The following is a 20,044-nucleotide window of genomic DNA, read 5'->3' as shown; positions in this document are numbered from 1 at the left end:
AATCTTATTAATAAATTAACGTAGGTAGGTTCTATTACGCATTTGCTTTTTTTTCAATTAATTTCGCAAGAGAATGTGCCATTACGTCTAATTCACTTTGTACTTTACCTTCAAGCATTACTCTAACTAATGGTTCTGTACCCGATGGCCTAATAAGCACTCTACCACAACCATCTAATTTTTCTTCCATTTTTTTAATTTCTGCCATTATTTCCTTATCTGTTTCATGAATGTTCTTTTTATCGTTAGGAACTGTTGCATTAACCAATACTTGTGGAAGATCTGTCATCATTGCTGCAAGCTGCGATAATTGTTTTCCAGATTCTTTAATTACAGTAGCTAGCTGAAGTCCTGATACAAGTCCATCCCCTGTAGTATTAAAATCTAGGAATATTATATGACCAGATTGTTCTCCACCAAGACTATATCCTTCTTCTTGCATTTTCTCAAGAACATATCTATCTCCTACTTTTGTTTTCACAGTTATTATGCCTTCTTGCTTCATGGCAATATCAAGACCTAAATTACTCATAACTGTTACAACTACTGTATTTTCAGTTAATTTCCCAATGTTTTTTAAATGCTTTGCACAAATGGCAATCATAAAGTCTCCGCTTATTAAATTTCCTTTTTCATCCACTGCTAAACATCTATCTGCATCACCATCAAAAGCTAATCCTAAATCGCAATGATTTTCTTTAACAAAGGCCATCAAATGCTCAGGATGAGTAGATCCACATTCTTTATTTATATTTATGCCATCTGGATCATTGTTAATAACTAAAACCTCTGCTCCAAGCGCTCTTACAGCTTTTACTGATGTAATATATGAAGCGCCGTTAGCACAATCTAACGCTATTTTAAGTCCTTTTAGGTCACCTGAAATAGTAGATTTAGCGAATTCCATATAATCCTCTACTGCATCTTCCTTAACTATTTTTTTACCTAAATCTCCAGCTATTGGTGATGGTACATCTTTAAAATCACCTTCTATAACTGCTTGTATTGTATCTTCTAATTCATCAGATAACTTAAACCCTTTATTGTCGAAAAATTTTATTCCGTTATACTCTACTGGGTTGTGTGAAGCTGAAATAACGATTCCTGCATCTGCTCCATATTTTCTAGTAAGGTATGCTACAGCAGGAGTTGGAATCACCCCAAGACACACCGCCTCCGCTCCTACTGATAAAATTCCTGCAACTAAAGCTGATTCTAACATATCGCCTGAAACCCTTGTATCCATTCCTACTATGATCTTAGGTTTATGAGCTCCATCTGTTAATACAAAAGCTCCTGATCTCCCTAATTTATATGCAATATCACTTGTTAATTCTGTATTTGCTATACCACGTACTCCATCTGTACCAAACATTCTACTCATATTTTTCTCCTCTTTCCAAATATTATATAGGTTTATTACAGGACACCCAAAATTAAACCACTAAGTAGTATACTAGTGTTTTAATTTTGGTACCTACCTTCATATTATTTTTATACATATTTTTAAACCATATTTGCCAAAACTACTTTCTAAATAAATAATAATTATTGATTATTTTTATAGAACTTAAAAACCAATTATATTATAGCTCGTATTATACTACAATAATAAACGATTGTAAAAAAGTTCTAGTATATTACATTTTCACTTGTTTGCCTATAACTAAAAAGGCTACTGAAATTCAGTAGCTTTTAACTTTATTTAATTAAACTATTAGTAATTTTACATCTAAACGTTTACTTAATTTCGATAAACTTTAAAAGCAATCTTATCAGGTAATATATGTACGCCAGATATTTCTCTGCAATTGCCGTCTAGCTTTCAATTTTCACATTTGCTAAAAACGGTAATTACATGAGATATATCTAATCCTTTTGTAAAAACCTATATAAACAATAAATCATTATTATATTCTTTTACCTTTTCTTCTCCGTTTAATACTCTTAACCCACCTTGAGCTAATGCTAATAATTCATCTTCACCTGGATAAACTACAACATTTGCTATAAACTTTACTCTATCCGTTATATATTCAACTATAAACTTACCATAAGCTACTCCGCCAGTTAAGATAATAGCATCTACTTTTCCTGATAAAGCTACAGCACAACTCCCAATTTCTTTAGCTACCTGATATCCCATAGCTTCAAGCATTAATGTGCTATATTTATCGCCAGCTTCTACTTGTTTTATTACATCACGAGCATCATTTGTATTAAGGTATGCTACGAAACCACCTTTTCCATTTATCTTTTTAAGTATCTCATCCAAAGTATATTTTCCATTAAAACACAATCTAGCTAAATCACCTGATGGTAATCCTCCAGCTCTTTCTGGTGAAAATGGTCCTTCACCATCTAGTCCGTTATTAACATCAATAACTCTTCCATTTTTATGAGCTCCTACTGAAATTCCTCCGCCCATATGTGCTACTATCACACTAATCTCTTCATATTTTTTGCCCTGCTCTTTAGCATATCTTTTAGCTACTGCTTTTTGATTTAAAGCATGAAAAATACTTCTTCTATCTATTTCAGGTATACCTGATATTCTAGCTACATCATCCATTTCATCCACAACTACTGGATCAACAATAAATGCTGGGATATCTAAAGGTTGTGCTATCTCACTTGCAATTATTCCACCTAAATTAGAAGCATGTTGACCTTGTATTCCAACTTTCAAATCATGAAGCATAAGTTCATCTACATTATAAGTACCGCCTTCAATAGCTTTTAAAAGTCCACCTCTACCTACTATAGCATCCAAAGTCTTTATATCAAATTTTTCCTTTTTAAGTATCTCTAGTATATGATCTTTTCTGAAATTTATCTGGTCAGGTATGCTTTTAAATTTGCCTATTTCTGCTGATGTATGCCTTAATGTTTCCTCTAAAATCTCTTTTTCATCTTCGTACACACCTATTTTAGTAGAAGTTGAGCCTGGGTTAATTACTAATAGTTTATATGACATATAGTTCCTCCCTTATGTTATAAAACACATTTAAATAAATAACAAGTTGACATACCAGCAAATTAAATATGCTGTCTAATTGAATGTAATTTAAAAATAATAAGTGATTCTAGCATTTAAATAATTTTATTTATTATATTCAGCAACTAATGCGGCAAGAGCTATAGAATGTAATTTTGTTTCAGGTGAGTCCGCTCTAGAAGTTAATATAACTGGAGCTGAAGTACCTACAAGTAATCCACCATTTTTAGCACTAGTACCATAAGTTAATGTTTTGTACATGATATTCGCTGCTTCAATATTAGGCAATACAAGAATATCAGCTTTTCCAGCTACTGGGCTTTGTACATTTTTATGCTTTCTAGCTTCTTCTGATATTGCAATATCTAATGCTAAAGGACCATCAACTATACAACCCTTTATCTGTCCTCTATCATTCATTTTTGAAAGTAATGCTGCATCTAGTGTTGCTTGCATATTAGGATTTACTACTTCTACTGCACAAACTATTGCAACTTTAGGAAGATCAACACCACAAGCTTTTGCCACTGCCACTGAATTTTTTACTATAGCTACTTTTTCTTTTAATTCTGGATACATATTAAAAGCAGCATCTGTTAAAAATATTAACCTATCATAACCTGGTATTTCAAATACTGCCACATGTGACATTTGCTTTCCAGTTCGTAGACCTACTTCTTTATTTAATACTGCTCTTAAAAACATAGATGTCTCTACTAGACCTTTCATAAGCATGTCAGCTTTTCCTGAAGACACAAGCTGAACTGCAGCTATTGATGCTTTGTCAGGATTTTTTTCATCAATAATTTCAAACTCTGTTGCATCCATTCCTATGTTTTTAGCAATGAAAATTATTTTTTCTTTATCCCCTACTAGTATTGCATTTGCTATACCCTTTTTCTTAGCATCACGTATAGCTTCAAGTACAGGTTCGTCTTGTGCTACAGCTACTGCGACCGTTTTCATTCCTTGCGCTTTGGCGGTGTCTAATATTTTATCAAAAGTTCTACTCATTAATTTACACTCCTTCTACTTTCTATTTTTTCTCACCTTTTGAATATTTTAAGCTTTTGCCGTCCAGTTGCTGTTCTAAGCACTTCTTCTATTATCTGTATCTTATTTGATTTTTATGATTTTTATTTAATTAATTTTATTGCAATATCATTTTAACAAATTCATAAATAAATAACAAGCCTTAACATAAATCATTATACATGTTTCCATTTTCTCATTATCATTTCCGCAATTTTTAATCCATCAACCGCCGCAGAAATTATTCCCCCTGCATATCCCGCCCCTTCTCCAGCAGGATATAAACCTTCTAGCGATACACTTTGATACTCATCATTTCTGTCTATCCTTACCGGCGCAGATGTTCTTGTTTCAATACCTGTCATAATTGCATCTGGTCTTGCAAATCCATTTATTTTGTGATCAAACATAGGTAAAGCTTCTTTAATAGCATCTGTTACATAACTAGGCAAACAGTTATTAAGATTGGTTAATCCATATCCCGGTATAATACTAGGCTTTACACTGCCTAATTTACTCGATGCAATTCCCTTAATAAAATCTCCAACTAGCTGTACTGGTGCATTATAGTTCGAGCCCCCTAGTTTATAAGCTAAAGTTTCATAATGCCTTTGGAACTCAATGCCAGCAAGTGGACTATCTGATGGGAAATCTTTAGGTCCTACAGATACCACAATGGCTGAATTTGCATTTTTTTTATCTCTTGCGTATTCACTCATACCATTTATTACGAGTCTTCCTTGTTCTGACGCAGCACCTACTACCGCTCCACCTGGGCACATACAAAAACTATATACCGATCTTCCCAATTTTCTACTTGTATAGGTAAGCTTGTAATCTGCTGCTTTCAGCCTTGGATGATTTGCATATTTCCCATATTGATTTTCATTAATCATATCCTGTGGATGCTCTATTCTTGCTCCCACTGCAAAAGACTTACTTGTCATAAATACGCCTTTTTTATACAACATTTCGTAAGTATCACGAGAACTATGACCTAATGCTAGTATTAAATTATCACAAGGCAATTCTTCGCCATTTACTATTATACTTTTCACTTTTTTGCCACTTATAATTATATCTTCAAGCTTACTGTTAAATCTTATTTCTCCACCTAGCTTTATAATTGCTTCTCTAATGTTTTTTACAACTTCTTTTAGTATATCCGTGCCTATATGAGGCTTACCAATATATAATATTTCTTCAGGTGCACCTGCTTTCACAAATTCTTCTAAAATGTAATCGCATCTGGTATCTTTAATTCTTGTAGTTAACTTTCCATCTGAGAATGTACCTGCTCCACCTTCACCAAATTGCACATTAGATTCTGTATTTAGTTCTCCAGTTGACCAAAACTTATCTATAGTTTTAGTCCTGAATTCTACCTTTTCTCCTCTTTCAATAATTAACGGCTTATAGCCCTTTTGAGCCATAAGAATACCAGCAAACATTCCTGCTGGTCCCATTCCTACTATTATTGGTCTATGATTCATCTGTTTAGTTCCAAATTCGAACTCAGCATCATACTTAACTTTTTCAAGTTTTACATCCTTATTATTTGATTTAGCCACAATTTTTGCTTCATTATCCATTTCAATAAGAACAGCATAATTAAATTTAATATTATTTTTCTTTCTAGCATCTATAGATTCTTTTGCTATTTTAAATTTTTTTATCTCGTCAATTTCCACTCTCATTCTTTTTGCTGCCTTTATTTTTATATCGTCTATAGTCTCATCTATATCTAACCCTATGTTATTTACTCTTATTGTCATTGCTAGTAGTTACCTCCGTTTAATTCTTAGTTATTGTTACCGATACTTTATCTAAAGTTTCTGATACCAAATTCACTCCTTGTGGCAATGATACCTTTACTGGAACAGTATATGACCCTTCTACTAAATTAGATAAATCCAATTCTGAGTTTATTTTTGTTAAATCCAAAGAATCAATAACTTCCTTCGTTCCTGAAACAACTAGCGATATTTTTTCATTATCCAACTTTGCTCCATATTTCTTGTCTAAATTAATATATTTAATGTTTTGACTTATAGTTTTTTCAGATAAGTTACCCACATTCTTTTGTATTACTTCAGTTGTATTGCTTTTTTCCGCCTTAGCTAATTTAAATTGTACTTGTGCTTTAGCATTACCACCAGCTAAAGTTAATCCATTAGGAATTAATACATTAACATTCATTGTAGTATCCTTAACTATCTTGCTTAAATCTATGTTTTCTGTATTTAAGCTTTTCACTGAACTAAGGGCTGCATTACTTCCAATTACATTGAATTTTTCAGGTATTACCTTTGTGCTTGTTAACGTAAAGTTGGAATTCAATGTCCCTATAGTCTTTACATTAACTCCTAAAGCTTTAGTCTTGCTTACAGGAATTTTTACATCTACTTGAGCTGGATTAACGTAAACATCCTTTACTTCTTCGCCTGCTTCATTTACTGGTTTAATCTTAAATGTTTTTGCAACATCAGATTCCACCCCTTGTATATTTTCTTCTATCACTATGTTTTTTACTATATCCACAAACCTTGATCCTCCAACTACCGTAGCAAAATCTTGTGATAATTTTGGCATGGATGCGAAAAATCCTTCCGCTGCCTTGCCGCTTATGTTTACAGTTATAGGTAGTTTGCTTTGTTTAAGATTATCTAAGTTTATCTTTATAAACAGACTGTCACTATTAACTACATTTATATTATCAGGGCTTTTCCTTATTTCAATAGGTATATTTTGTTCCCCACTTTTAAGGGCATATGCACTTAAATCTGCAACTACTTTAAAATCATCTGCTTTAGTATTTAAAAGTATACTAGTATTTGCTCCTTTGATATTTAAGGATATAGTTAAGTCTTGATTTGGTATTAACGCAAGATTTGACTTTGTTACTTTATCCGTATTTAATAGTTGCACGGGTACACTTTTAACTTTGTAAGTAGTCATTGGATTTTCTGTGCTTGTTATAAACAGCCATAAGGCAAACGCAGCTATTACGCAGCAAACTTTAATTATAAACTGTTGTTTTCTGGCTTTATCCATGACTTTACTCTCCCCTTTAAAGTTGTTTTTTTACTTTGTCTCCTTTTAATTATTTGTACAAGTATTTTTTTAAGCTTTTCTTTATCATAATTTCTTATCAATCTACCATTCATTGCAAGTGATATAGTTCCAGTCTCTTCTGATACTATTATTGTTAAAGCATCTGAGGTTTCTGTTATTCCTATGGCCGCTCTATGCCGAGTTCCAAGTTTTTTGCTTATTACATCATTATTTGTTAAAGGTAGAAAACATCCTGCCGCTATTATTCTATCATTTCTAATAACTGTAGCACCATCATGAAGTGGAGTATTTACAACAAATATATTTTCGAGCAATGCTGATGATATTACAGAATCCAGTGTGGTTCCCGTTTTAATTATTTCTCCAATACCAGTCCTTTGCTCTATAACTATTAGTGCTCCTGTTTTACTTTTTGATAAAGTATCCACTGCATTAACAATTTCAGTTATTGATTTTTCCATTATCTGTTCATTTTCAAAAATATGTTTATCCACAAAAGCTGTTCTTCCGAGGTGCTCTAATGCCTTTCTTATTTCTGGTTGAAAGATTATAACAATAGTTAAAACGCCAATTGTTATTGTCTTACTCAAAATCCAATTAAACACTGTCAAATTAAGTAATTGACTTATTGGAATAAGAATAAAAATAAGAACTATTCCTTTTAATAACTGTATCGCTCTTGTTTCTTTCATCAGCATGTAACCTTTATAGAATATAAAAGCCACCACTAGTATATCCAAAATTGAAAATATACTTATATTTTTGATTGTGCTTAACATTAACTTAAATACTTCCAAAAAAGCTCACACCCCTCCACTAAAACTACTATCTATAATTATACACCATCACTTACTTTATTAGTATATATTATAAGTTAATTTTATTATAACAATTAGTCTCATTTTACAACTTGTTTCTATAAAATATATGAAATTTTAATGTATTAATGGGTATAATTCTATAATTTAACTCGAATAATATATATATTATCAATATATGAATACAAGACAAATAATAAGGAGTGAGTTTTGTTGAATCATAAAAAAGATATTATAGATACTAATGATAATAATAAAAAATGGACCAAAACTATACTTATTCTATCTATTGTCCTAATATCAATATGTATTTTTTTAGCTACCTACTATTCATCTGTAAATAAGGTATATCATTCCTATAAAACTACCTTAATGACTAACGTTAACGGTATTAATGAAATCAACCAAAATATATCACAATTTAACGCTAACCAAACAATAGATGTTAACTCCGCAAGAAAACAATTACCAAATGTTATTAAAAATTTGTCAAAGTTAAAAGATAATATATCAAATTCCGAACCTACCTCCAAGTATAAGAAAGATAATGAAAATCTTATATCAGGACTTAATAAAAATCTATTAATATACAGACAAACACTTGCAATAATAAATAATCCTTCTGGCAAAGATGTAAAAAAGTTCTCAGAAAATCTTAAGACTCTTAGAAATGATTGTATGAATTTTTATTCCATAGTAGATATTAAAGACATTGAAATAGCACTACCAAAAACATCATTGGTCTTTATTGACAATGTACTTAATTACAGTGATAGTGCTGTAATGATAAGAAAAGAAACAGATATTAAGTCACAACAAAATCAAGAATTTATCACTAATACTAATGAATTATCAACCAATTTTTTAAATGCCAGAACTAATTTATACTTAGTTGTACTAAAGGTAAGAAATAACGAATTATCATATGATGATCTATTGTCATTAGTCGATGCTGAAGTCGCTAAATTAGGAATAATTCAAAATAATTTCAACAATTTGTCTGTACCTCCCTCTGCTATTCCTACTTACCAAGCTTTCAAACCATTACTTGACACACAAGATAGTTATTTAAGAGATTTTAAACTTGCTCTTACAAGTGAAAAAGTTCAAGCCCTAAATGAAGTTGTCGGGTTATCTAAATTAGATGCTTTGTATACTTCTTCTAATTTACTATATGTTGATGTTCAGTCATCCTACATTAATTTTATTAAAGTATATACTGCCCTAAAAAACAAGGAATAAATAAATATTGAATATTATACTTTCAATACTTTTTATAATAATCCTAAAAAATAATGTATTTATTTTAAACTCTAGGTCACACTACTATTAGCCTAAGTAAAAAAACACGGAGAAACCAAGCATTTGGGGTGAATCACAAATTGTGTAGGTTAAACCTTTTCCGAACCCGTCAGCTAACTCCGTAGGCATAAGGAGAAGATAATATGAGAAAGTTTGCTTTTTTGTCTTGTATACTAATATTATTCTTAGTATTACCTACTTTAAGAGTAAATGGACAACATTTATATTCATTTAATTCAGAATCTAAAGATTTATATAATGAACAAGTAGAAGCAATTGCTGTATTTAAACGATCAAATAACTCAATTTACATTTCTGATAATGATATTTACTTAATGTCACAAGTTGTATATGCTGAGAGCTGTGGTGAATCTGATAGTGGCAAACTTGCAGTGGCTTCTGTGATACTAAACCGTGCAAGTGATAGTCATTTTCCAAAATCTATTTCTGGTGTAATTAAACAAAGGAATGCCTTTTCTTGTGTTAGAAATGGAAAGGTAGTTCATAATGGTAAAACAAATGTTATTCCTGATTCAGCTTGTTATAATGCTGTGATCGATGCGTTAAAAGGAAAAGACCCTACATACGACGCAGTTTTCTATTATAACCCTGAAATATCCACTTCTCAATGGATGAAGGGTATAAAAAAAGACAACCTAAAAACTATAGGTAATCATGTTTTCTTTGTTGTAAAATAAAATTTGTAATGATTTAGTTACAACTTAGGCAGTTAATTTTAATTAGTTCTAACTTGAGTTAGATTCAATTAAATTTAGCTGCCTGATTTGTTTATTAGCTCGTTAATTAAAGTACTTTTTAAAGTAAAAATGTACTTTCTAACTTATTTAATTTCATTCATCTTATCCAAATAGGAAGCTGCAGATAATGCTGCCACTAATCCCTCTCCAGCCGATTTCATATATTGATATGGCTTGCCTGTACAATCTCCAGCTGCATAACATCCTTCTATATTTGTCTTCATATCTCTGCCAACTTTTATATGCCCCTGCTCTATTTGAAGACCAGGCACTAATTGAGCGGGAGATACACTATCTCTTAACATGAAAACTCCGTCTGTTATTAATTCACCTTCATCTAATATAACCTTAGTTACTACATCATTACCAACTATCTCCATTATCTTATGGTTTATTATTTCAACATTAGGACTTAACTTATATTCTCCTTTATACATGGGAATAAAATATGTTTTACCACTCAATTCACTTACATAATTAGTTTCCTCGATGCTTTCTTTATTGTATCCAACTATAACAACTGTCTTACCTTTATATAGTGGAGCATCACAAGTAGCACAATATCCTACTCCCTTTCCTAAAAATTCTTCTTCCCCTTTGATTGGTTTTGTGTATTCTATTCCTGTAGCTAAAATTATCGTTTTTGCCTCATATATTTTTTCATTTACCATCAAAGCGAAATAATCTCCCATAGCATAAACATTATTTATTTTTTCATTTATAATGCCTATTCCCATAGCTGCAATATGTGCTGCAAACTGATTTTTAAGATCTACTCCTGTAGCATTATAAAACCCTAAATAATTATTAACCTTTGACGCTTTTACTAATTTAGGACTTAGTTCCTTGTTGCCAAAAATGATTATATTTTTATTTCTAATTTTAGCATTAATAGCTGCTTCTAGACCTGCTGGGCCTGTTCCGATTATTGCTATATCATATCTCTCACTCATACTTTTCCTCCTTAATAATTATAAAATAAGTAATTATATCTATTAATAAAATGGAGATAAATATTTAATTTATGAAAACTTAAATATTTATCTCCAAACACTTATATTTTCATTCTATTCATTGCTTATAATTATCATTTAAAATAATTTGATTATAATAAACTTGTTTTATAAGTTTTTCTCAATTAATTTCTTTAAATCCGCTTTAGGTCTAAATCCTACCAAACTTTCTTTTACTGTTTCTTTGCTAAGTACCATAACTGTTGGAATACTTGAAATTTTATACTTTGATGATATTATTGGACTTTCATCTACGTTAACCTTTGCAAACTTAACTTTTGTTCCCATTTCTTTTGCCAATTCTTCTATTACTGGACTTAACATTTTACAAGGTCCACACCATGGTGCCCAAAAATCAACTACAACTATGTTTTCTGAATTTGCAATTTCCTCATTAAAATTGTTGTCATTAACTTCTTTAATCATATTATTACCTCCATTTATTATACCCCTACAGGGTATCTTTTATTACCATTGTATACCTTATAATATTACTAGTCAATTGTATTTTCATTTGATATAAAATAGAAATAGGTTCTCCATATATCTATTAGATAATCGGTATTTTTCTCATTCATATCAAAATTAGTATGCCCAAACCAAACTCAATAATGTTCATCCTGCAATTTAATTCTTGCTTATTTTTAATAATTCAATATTTCTTTAACTATTAGATTATTATATTGAGAACTCGGAAACTGCTTTACTAGTTTTTGTGCATAAATTTTTGATTTAGTTATATCTAATTCCTTATTTATAATAATTAAATTATATAAAACTTCTTCGCAATAAGTTCCTCTAGGATATTGTTTTAAATTAAGTTCATAATATTCAAGTGCATTTTGAAAATCTGAAGTAGACTTATAACTCACAGCTAACATATAAATTATATGTTCCTTCAAATAGCTACCACTCGAATATGGTAACGCATATAAAAAATATTTCTTAGCCTCAGAAAACTTCTTGTTGTTCATGCTTGTTGTACCTTTTTTATAAAAAAATTGTATCCCATTACTCTTAATAATATCTTCTGCTTTTACTAAAAGTAACCTATCATTTATGTTTATGTTTAGATTAATATCTTTCCATGTAGTTACATAACCAACTATTTGCTCAAAATTATTGTTTTTTATGCTTTCAGTTAATTGTTCCCTTGGAAAACTGTTCATCTCTTGATTATTATTTTTAACGGCTTTATCTTCTTGATTATGTATTGGCACTAAATTTTTAGTTTTAATATTAACTTTTTTACTATTTAATGATGTTTCTTTTTGAAACTTTTTTACCCCAAATATTGAAAAACTTTTATTATACATGAACATTTTCGCCATAAAGAACAATGAAATAATTAAGATTATAATAAAAATTCCTATAACTATTTTTTTATAATTTATTTTTCTTTTTAAAGTTCCAAACTCCATCAATGTTTTCTTATTAATTATAGCTTGTGTGTTATTTTTATCTACCTTTAAAACTTTTTTTATATATTGTAATGCTTTAACATACTCTCCCTGTTTTATATAACAAAGAGTAATATTATTATTTACATTTATAAAATTAAAATCACTATTTTCGCACTTGTTTAAAAGTTTTAAAGCTCCATTTATATTATATTTCTTAACTAATTCCAATGCTCTAACATACAAATGTAGTTTTTCTTTATCATGCACACTATCGTCTAAATACTTTTTAGATACCTTATCATTATTCCTTTTATAATTTATATTCCACATGTTTTTAGCTTTGTCTAAATCACCCTCTAAATAATATAAAATCCCCTTTAAATTTAGAGCTGCGGCATTTCTATTATTTAAAGAAATACTTTTTTCACAAAGTGATATCGCTTTTTTTATATATCCATCATTATATTTATTCATAGCTTTTACATATACTTTGCCTGACTTGTCCATATTTTCACCTTTTATTTCTGATACTTAAACTCACTCTAATTATATCATAGGATTTATTGTTTTAACATTTATGCCTAAGGTCTTTTTTAATTATCTCCTAGGTCGCTGTAACATCTCTGAAAGAGATGCATCATCTCCTCTAGGAGCTGCAACCACATCAAAAGGAGATTTAAACTCTTACTAAAGTTTTATTTTGCTAGGCTAGTTAAACTTTCTAAATAACAATTTTGTCCCTGTTTATATAAATTGTTGCCTTTACTATCTATTACTGCATTTTCACGCTATATTATTAATTCAAATTAGCTTACTTTCTTATAACTACATGTTATGGAATCTATATCCTTTTGTCAATGTAATATATTAATATTAAAGATATTATTAAAAAGATAACCGTTATTATTTTGCTAATATTTAATCTTATTCTAATTGCTTTAACTATATTGATTACTATTTCTAACTTAATTTTATGTTTAATATGCTTTATAAATAAATTTAACTATATTTAAACAATTCGTGGTTATAATTTATAAATAATATTATTAAAATAGTATATAGATACTAAGGGGGCCCTCATGGTAAATAAAAATTTTTCTGTTCTTATGTGTTTTTTAAGTGCTATTTTGGTATTAGTCCTTTCATTTTTTATATATAGAATTGTTACACACCTGTATTACGTTAATTCACACGTTAACCTGGGTATCTCGCAATATGCTAGCAAGTACACTACTAATAAAAATAGTGGCACTCTGTCAAAGGTAACTACTTTTAGCAATACTAATAACAAAACACCCATTACAGGATTTAATAAGTAATATCTAATTTAATTAAACCTAAAAAGACATATTCAAAAATAACATGCCTTTTTAAGTTTAATATTATTATAGTTTAAATTTATTTAACTATTTGTGGTAATTATCTACTCGGACTATTAGTAAAATACTCGCTTATTGATTTACTTATAGAACTTGATATTTTTTCTTGGTACTCACTAGACTTTAATTTTTGTTCCTCATCAAAATTTGATAAAAATCCACATTCTATAATAACACTTGGCATATCATCATTTTCTCTCAATATCTTATAAGATGTTTTAGCTGCCTTTGGAACTCTCTTATTGCTCACGTCTAAATCCGTCCGAAAATTTTTCTGCAGAATGCTTGCAAATGCAGCACTGTCCTTATAACTTGAGTACCATACTTGTGCTCCATAATATTTGCTCTCGGTAAAATAATTTAAATGTATACTAACAAACAAATCACAGTTACTAGATTCTTTTAAGTTACATCTATTTTTTAAATCTTCGCGGTACCTCTCCCTTATAGTTCCCTTCGTTGAATATAGCCCTGTATCATCCTCTCTTGTCATAACTACCTGATATCCTGATTTTTGTAAACTTGCTTTAAGTTTCTTTGCTACACTAATATTGATATCTTTTTCTACAGTCCCACTTTTTGAACTAGTTCCCCCATCCATACCTCCATGACCTGAGTCAATAAGTATTTTTTTACTGCTTATTGGATTAGTATTCATAGTTTCTTTTGCGAGTCCTAAATTTACGCCTATAAAACTTACCATTCCTAGCGCAATTACAATAACAATAGCTATTAATTTATTATTTCTGTACTTCAATTCACCCATCCCTTAATTTATTGCTATGTGTTATTTTATTCAACTTGCAACCAATTTATTATTTATGTGATAAATTTATATTCCTTTATAATCATTTTTATAAACTACCATTATTATACATACTATACCTCATTGATTTATAAATTATATAATTGTAATTTTGATTTTATACATTTGTGTAACCTTATATAATAAATAAATTCATATATTTGATTTCTGAACATATTATAATTTATATAACTATAATATTTATAGAGGTGATTTAATGTATGATTTAAAGCCCAATACCTTTGACTTTGAATCGGTAGAAGGTATTTCTAAGAAACAACTAGATGCGCATTACAAATTGTATGAAGGCTATGTAGCTAAGTTAAATGAAATTTGGAACACTCCCTATATACCTAGCGATTATACTGAAAGCAATGCTACTTTTTCCAAGATGCGTAGTTTAAAACTAGGTGAAACATATTCTCTAGATGGTGTAAAACTTCACAACCTTTATTTTGAAAACATTACCGGAAGCAGCAATATTCCTTACGGTCCATTATATAATGCTATAATAAATCAATTTTCAACATACGATAATTTTATCTCCTATCTTACAAATGTAGGATTATCAATGAGAGGTTGGGCAGTTCTTACCCTTGATTTGCTTGATAATAAGTTACACATAATTGGAAGTGATGCCCACGATGTTGGTGCCGTATGGCTTTCTTGTCCAATCCTTGTAATGGATGTTTACGAGCATGCGTATTTTATGGATTTTGGTACAGATAGGAAAAAATATATTTCTATATTTATTAAAAATATAAACTGGAGAGTTTTAAATGAGAGATTTGAAAAATATGTTTCTCCAATAAAATATATGGATATGAATCAACATAGATATTGCCGATATAATCTTCTTAATGAATAAATACTAACTGCTTATCATATATAATCTAGTTCAAATATTTTTATATTTCATTACAAAATAAAAATCCCCCAACATAAATGTTTGAGGGATTTTAATATCATAAAAACTATCTCTTTGAGAACTGAGAAGCCTTTCTTGCTTTTTTAAGACCATATTTCTTTCTTTCTGTCATTCTTGGATCTCTTGTTAAAAAACCTGCTTTTTTAAGTTCTGGTCTTAAAGTTTCATCAGCTTTTAATAACGATCTAGAAATACCATGTCTTATTGCTCCAGCTTGACCTGTATATCCACCACCATTTACATTAACTAAAATATCAAATTTTTCTTTAGTTCCAGTTAATACTAATGGTTGGTTAACTATTAGTATTAAAGTTTCTAATCCAAAATAATTTTCAATTTTTCTCTTGTTTATAGTAATGTTACCTTCACCAGGTACAAGTCTTACTCTTGCAACTGATTTCTTTCTTCTTCCTGTTGCCATATATTGAACCTTTGCCATAATATATCCTCCCTCCGAGTTAAATTAGTATTTAAGTACTAGTGTTTCTGGATTTTGTGCTTCATGCTTATGTTCTGGTCCTCTATAAACAGTTAATTTTCTAAGTGTTTGACGAGCTAATGGTCCCGTTGGAAGCATTCTTCTTACTGCCTCTCGAAAAATAAACTCAGGCTTTTTAACCATTGCTATTCTATATGGAACTTCTTTTAATCCACCTGGATAAAAAGAATGATGTCTTAACATTTTTTGGTCTAATTTCTTACCAGTTAAAACTATCTTATCAGCGTTGATGACAATTACAAAGTCACCTGTATCAACGTTTGGTGTAAATGTTGGTTTATGTTTTCCTCTAAGTATTGCTGCTATTTGACTAGCTGCTCTTCCTAAAACTTTACCCTCTACATCTACAACGAACCATTTTCTTTCTATTTCTAGTGGTTTTGCTAAATATGATTTCATTATTTTCCCTCCCTGAACTTTTAACAATTAAAACTCTATGCTAAAGATCCGGGGCTAGTGGATCTTATACACGATATTTTATACAAACATTAATAATTATAATACATCCCACCGGGTGTGTCAATACTTTTATGTAGGATATTCAATGCTTTATTCCTTTTGTTTTAATAAAAAACTTCTTCCAAACATAATCCGCAAGCTGGAACAGCTTTTCCTGCTTGTGAACGCTCTCTTGACTCAATTATATTTTTTATCTCACTCGGTTTGATTTTTCCTTCTCCAACCCTTATAAGTGCGCCAACTATTATTCTAACCATATTATATAAAAAACCATCGGCAGCAATATATATCTTTATGATATCTTCATTCTTCATGATATCAAGTTTAGTTATAGTTCTTATAGAAGTTTTTACTGAACTGCCTAAATTTTTAAATGAAGAAAAATTATGAGTGCCTATAAAATATAGTGCACCTAACTTCATGTTCTCTACATCTAATATTCTTTGATGATGATATATGTAATTACGCCCTACTGCAATAGCTTCACGTCTATTAATTATAGTATAACTATACATCTTGCCTATACAATTATATCTTGAGTGAAACTCATCAGGAACATCACTAGCCTTAAGAATTACAATATCCCTGGGAAGCTTACTATTGATAGCACCTGTAAATTTTTCTATGGGGATAATACTTTTAGTATAAAAGTTACATGTGTATCCTTTTGCATGGACTCCTGCATCTGTTCTACTAGAACCAGTTATTTGAGTTACTTCCCCTGTGATTTTCTCAATAGCCTTTTCTATCTCTTCCTGAATAGTCATAACATCATTTTGCCTTTGCCATCCACAGTAATTCGTTCCATCATACTCTATTATAAGCTTTATGTTTCTCACAACACCACATCCTCTTTTATTATACCTAGGATATATAATCCTTTGCATCATAACAAAATGTTATGTTCTACTAGCAATAGTAATAACCAATAGCAACAAAAAAGCGAAACTTGCAATATAATCTTTATTAGTTATCTTTAATTGTTTCATTCTAGTTCTTCCTTCTCCACCCTTATAGCATCTTGATTCCATAGCCATTGCTAATTCATCTGCACGTCTAAAGGAACTAATAAATAAAGGTACTAAAATAGGAACTAAACTTTTAGCTCTGCTTATTAAGTTTCCAGATTCAAAATCAGCACCTCTTGCCATTTGTGCTTTCATTATTTTATCAGTCTCATCCATAAGAGTCGGAATAAACCTTAATGCAATGGTCATCATCATTGCCAATTCATGAGCTGGTATTCCTATTTTTTTAAATGGATTCAATAGGTTTTCTATTCCATCAGTCAGCTCTATGGGTGAGGTTGTCAGTGTTAGTATTGATGTTCCCATAATTAAAAACACTAGTCTAATAATCATAAATGCTGCAATTATTAAACCTTCTTTATAGATACTTATAAACCCATAGTGAAAAAGTAACCCTGCCTTACTTCCACTAGTCATAAAAATATTTAGTACTGCTGTAATAAGTAATAAGACTAAAATAGGTTTTAACCCATTGTAAATATACTTAACAGATAGCTTTGATATTAGTATTGTGGCTAAAATAAATATAAATATATATAAATAACCTTTAAAATTATTTACCAAAAATAGGTCAACAATAAATAATATAGATATTATTATCTTAAATCTAGGATCCATTTTATGTATAAAGGAGTCCCCTGGTATATATTGACCTATTGTAATATCCTTAATCATACAAATTCCTCCAATGTGTTGTAAAAAGCACATATTACTGTTTTATATATGATGCCTTATTCAGACATAAGATTCTTACTAATTACTTTTTAATATTTTAAGTAACTCCTGCTTAGCTTTGTCTATAGTAAATATATCTTGAGATAAGTCAAATCCTTTATTACGCAAATCTCTAATTAAATATGTCATCTGTGGAACTGCAAGCCCTACACTTTCTAGTGTATCTATTTCCCTAAATATTATTTCAGGTGTTCCATCTAGAATACATTTGCCATTATCCATTACTAAAATTCTTTTTGCAACCTTAGCAACATCTTCCATACTATGTGAGACTAAAATTATTGTAATATTGTTTTCTTTGTATAACTCAACAATTTGGTTTAAGATATCATCTCTACCCTTTGGATCAAGGCCTGCAGTTGGTTCATCTAGTATTAAAATTTGTGGCTCCATAGCCACTACGCCAGCTATTGCAACTCTTCTCTTTTGTCCACCACTGACCTCAAAAGGTGATTTATCCTTATACGCGTCATAATCAAGTCCAACAATTTTCATAGCCCTCTGAACCCTTTTATTTATTTCATCATTGTCTAACCCTAAGTTTTTTGGTCCAAAAGCAATGTCTTTTTCAATAGTTTCTTCAAAAAGCTGATATTCAGGATACTGAAACACTAGTCCAACCTTTTTTCTTATGTTTGTAAGTTTCACATTCTTCTTAGTTATATCTATGTCATCAATTAATAATCTACCTGATGTTGGTTTTAAAAGTCCATTTATATGCTGAATTAGAGTGGATTTACCAGATCCTGTATGTCCAATGAGTGCAACAAATTCTCCTTGATTTATTTCTACAGAAACATCGTCTATAGCTTTTTTTTCAAAAGGAGTCTTTGGCATATATATATATGTTAAATTTTCTATTTTAATTGACATAATGCGTTCACCATCTCATCTATAGTTAATATATCTGATGCTATATTAATACCATTTTGCCTAAGTTCATATGCTAGTTCTGTTACCTGTGGAACATCTAATCCTATTTTTTTCATAACGGCCACATTACTAAATATTTCTTTAGGTTTTCCATTCATTACAATTTTGCCACTGTCCATAACTACGATTCTATCGGCTTCTACTGCTTCTTCCATATTATGAGTTATTAATATTATTGTTATACCATATTTTTTATTTATTTCCCTTATAGTTCGCATAACTTCTTTTCTGCCAAATGGATCTAACATCGCTGTTGGTTCATCAAAAACAATACATTTTGGCATCATTGCTAAAATACCAGCTATAGCAACTCTTTGTTTTTGGCCACCTGAAAGTAGGTGTGGAGCATGTTTCCTATATTCATACATTTGCACACTTTTTAGTGCATTATCAACCCTTATTCTAATCTCTTTAGGATCTATGCCTAAGTTTTCTGGACCAAATGCCACATCTTCTTCTACAATTGTTGCAACAATTTGATTATCTGGATTTTGAAATACCATACCAGCTACATTTCTAATTTTCCATAGATTTAGTTCTACAGAAGTTCGTAATCCATCTACATACATTTCTCCTTGTGTAGGAATTAATAGTGCATTTATATGTTTAGCAAATGTTGATTTTCCAGAGCCATTATGCCCAAGTATCACTAAAAACTCACCCTTGTCAACCTCTAAATCTACCCCGTCTATTGCTACCTTAGATGGTTCATCTTCATTTTGAGGGTACTTATAAACAAGTTTATTACATATAACCATTTTCTCACCCATAAATGTCACTCCCAACGTCAATAAATATTAATATGTAAAGTTTAAAAATTTAGTAAATCTCATAAATCATTTAAATTATTAACCTCAATAGAAAATGTTCTTTCTAAAT

At 30.1% G+C, this 20,044-nt stretch carries 19 protein-coding genes and 1 riboswitch; of the genes, 3 read left to right on the top strand and 16 right to left on the bottom strand.

Annotated features, from left to right (window positions below; all coding sequences use genetic code 11):
• Positions 1 to 34 precede the first annotated feature (34 nt).
• The 6 genes from glmM to cdaA all read right to left on the bottom strand — a co-directional run bounded on the left by glmM (position 35) and on the right by cdaA (position 7,902).
• Positions 35 to 1,384 carry a phosphoglucosamine mutase gene (glmM, locus tag KPL38_RS05205; RefSeq protein WP_216287846.1) on the bottom strand — a complete coding sequence of 450 codons (1,350 nt, stop codon included), beginning with the start codon at positions 1,382 to 1,384 and terminating at the stop codon, positions 35 to 37.
• A gap of 504 nt (positions 1,385 to 1,888) precedes the next feature.
• The gene (gene buk, locus KPL38_RS05200; protein ID WP_216287845.1) at positions 1,889 to 2,977 is read right to left on the bottom strand and encodes a butyrate kinase; all 1,089 of its coding nucleotides are present in this window, start codon (positions 2,975 to 2,977) and stop codon (positions 1,889 to 1,891) included.
• A gap of 126 nt (positions 2,978 to 3,103) precedes the next feature.
• Positions 3,104 to 4,012 (bottom strand): phosphate butyryltransferase, encoded by a 909-nt coding sequence (ptb, locus tag KPL38_RS05195; RefSeq protein WP_216287844.1) that lies wholly within the window; start codon positions 4,010 to 4,012, stop codon positions 3,104 to 3,106.
• 194 nt (positions 4,013 to 4,206) lie between these two features.
• Positions 4,207 to 5,805, bottom strand: coding sequence for an NAD(P)/FAD-dependent oxidoreductase (locus tag KPL38_RS05190; protein ID WP_216287843.1), 1,599 nt, complete (start codon positions 5,803 to 5,805; stop codon positions 4,207 to 4,209).
• Between the two features lie 19 nt (positions 5,806 to 5,824).
• Entirely contained in the window at positions 5,825 to 7,084 is a 1,260-nt protein-coding gene (locus tag KPL38_RS05185; protein ID WP_216287842.1) for a CdaR family protein, read from the bottom strand.
• A complete protein-coding gene (cdaA, locus tag KPL38_RS05180) occupies positions 7,054 to 7,902 on the bottom strand; it encodes a diadenylate cyclase CdaA (RefSeq protein ID WP_216287841.1) in 849 nt (282 codons plus the stop codon). Before cdaA ends, KPL38_RS05185 begins: the two co-directional genes overlap by 31 nt.
• A gap of 234 nt (positions 7,903 to 8,136) precedes the next feature.
• Between cdaA and KPL38_RS05175 the strand changes: the two genes are divergently transcribed.
• Positions 8,137 to 9,165 (top strand): hypothetical protein, encoded by a 1,029-nt coding sequence (locus tag KPL38_RS05175; protein WP_216287840.1) that lies wholly within the window; start codon positions 8,137 to 8,139, stop codon positions 9,163 to 9,165.
• A 79-nt stretch (positions 9,166 to 9,244) separates the two neighbouring features.
• Positions 9,245 to 9,367, top strand: a riboswitch (cyclic di-AMP (ydaO/yuaA leader).
• Position 9,368: 1 nt separating this feature from the next.
• Positions 9,369 to 9,923 carry a cell wall hydrolase gene (locus KPL38_RS05170; protein ID WP_216287839.1) on the top strand — a complete coding sequence of 185 codons (555 nt, stop codon included), beginning with the start codon at positions 9,369 to 9,371 and terminating at the stop codon, positions 9,921 to 9,923.
• A 143-nt stretch (positions 9,924 to 10,066) separates the two neighbouring features.
• Here KPL38_RS05170 and KPL38_RS05165 read toward each other — a convergent pair whose 3' ends face one another.
• The 4 genes from KPL38_RS05165 to cwlD all read right to left on the bottom strand — a co-directional run bounded on the left by KPL38_RS05165 (position 10,067) and on the right by cwlD (position 14,535).
• Complete coding sequence (locus KPL38_RS05165) at positions 10,067 to 10,936, bottom strand: NAD(P)/FAD-dependent oxidoreductase (RefSeq protein WP_216287837.1); 870 nt, start codon at positions 10,934 to 10,936, stop codon at positions 10,067 to 10,069.
• 168 nt (positions 10,937 to 11,104) lie between these two features.
• Positions 11,105 to 11,422: a thioredoxin gene (gene trxA / locus KPL38_RS05160; RefSeq protein ID WP_216287836.1), complete on the bottom strand. Its 318-nt coding sequence runs from the start codon at positions 11,420 to 11,422 to the stop codon at positions 11,105 to 11,107.
• Between the two features lie 218 nt (positions 11,423 to 11,640).
• A complete protein-coding gene (locus KPL38_RS05155; protein WP_216287835.1) occupies positions 11,641 to 12,906 on the bottom strand; it encodes a tetratricopeptide repeat protein in 1,266 nt (421 codons plus the stop codon).
• A 912-nt stretch (positions 12,907 to 13,818) separates the two neighbouring features.
• On the bottom strand, positions 13,819 to 14,535 hold the full coding sequence (gene cwlD / locus KPL38_RS05150) for an N-acetylmuramoyl-L-alanine amidase CwlD (protein WP_376769017.1): 717 nt from the start codon (positions 14,533 to 14,535) through the stop codon (positions 13,819 to 13,821).
• Between the two features lie 265 nt (positions 14,536 to 14,800).
• Here cwlD and KPL38_RS05145 point away from each other — a divergent pair, with 265 nt between their 5' ends.
• Complete coding sequence (locus KPL38_RS05145; protein WP_216287833.1) at positions 14,801 to 15,451, top strand: superoxide dismutase; 651 nt, start codon at positions 14,801 to 14,803, stop codon at positions 15,449 to 15,451.
• Positions 15,452 to 15,557: 106 nt separating this feature from the next.
• Here KPL38_RS05145 and rpsI read toward each other — a convergent pair whose 3' ends face one another.
• From rpsI to KPL38_RS05115, 6 genes are all read right to left on the bottom strand, one after another.
• Complete coding sequence (gene rpsI, locus KPL38_RS05140) at positions 15,558 to 15,950, bottom strand: 30S ribosomal protein S9 (protein ID WP_216287832.1); 393 nt, start codon at positions 15,948 to 15,950, stop codon at positions 15,558 to 15,560.
• Between the two features lie 24 nt (positions 15,951 to 15,974).
• Positions 15,975 to 16,409 carry a 50S ribosomal protein L13 gene (rplM, locus tag KPL38_RS05135; protein WP_216287831.1) on the bottom strand — a complete coding sequence of 145 codons (435 nt, stop codon included), beginning with the start codon at positions 16,407 to 16,409 and terminating at the stop codon, positions 15,975 to 15,977.
• Positions 16,410 to 16,573: 164 nt separating this feature from the next.
• Entirely contained in the window at positions 16,574 to 17,308 is a 735-nt protein-coding gene (gene truA / locus KPL38_RS05130) for a tRNA pseudouridine(38-40) synthase TruA (RefSeq protein ID WP_216287830.1), read from the bottom strand.
• Between the two features lie 60 nt (positions 17,309 to 17,368).
• On the bottom strand, positions 17,369 to 18,172 hold the full coding sequence (locus KPL38_RS05125) for an energy-coupling factor transporter transmembrane component T family protein (RefSeq protein WP_216287824.1): 804 nt from the start codon (positions 18,170 to 18,172) through the stop codon (positions 17,369 to 17,371).
• Positions 18,173 to 18,250: 78 nt separating this feature from the next.
• Positions 18,251 to 19,105, bottom strand: coding sequence for an energy-coupling factor transporter ATPase (locus KPL38_RS05120; RefSeq protein WP_216287821.1), 855 nt, complete (start codon positions 19,103 to 19,105; stop codon positions 18,251 to 18,253).
• Positions 19,090 to 19,935: an energy-coupling factor transporter ATPase gene (locus KPL38_RS05115; RefSeq protein WP_216287819.1), complete on the bottom strand. Its 846-nt coding sequence runs from the start codon at positions 19,933 to 19,935 to the stop codon at positions 19,090 to 19,092. The genes KPL38_RS05120 and KPL38_RS05115 overlap by 16 nt, the downstream gene beginning before the upstream one ends.
• Positions 19,936 to 20,044 lie beyond the last annotated feature (109 nt).

Source organism: Clostridium psychrophilum (genome assembly GCF_018861705.1).
GTDB classification, from domain to species: Bacteria; Bacillota; Clostridia; order Clostridiales; family Clostridiaceae; genus Clostridium_AD; species Clostridium_AD psychrophilum.
The sequence above is the reverse complement of the archived record's forward strand: the minus strand, read 5'-3'. Positions and strand labels throughout refer to the sequence as shown.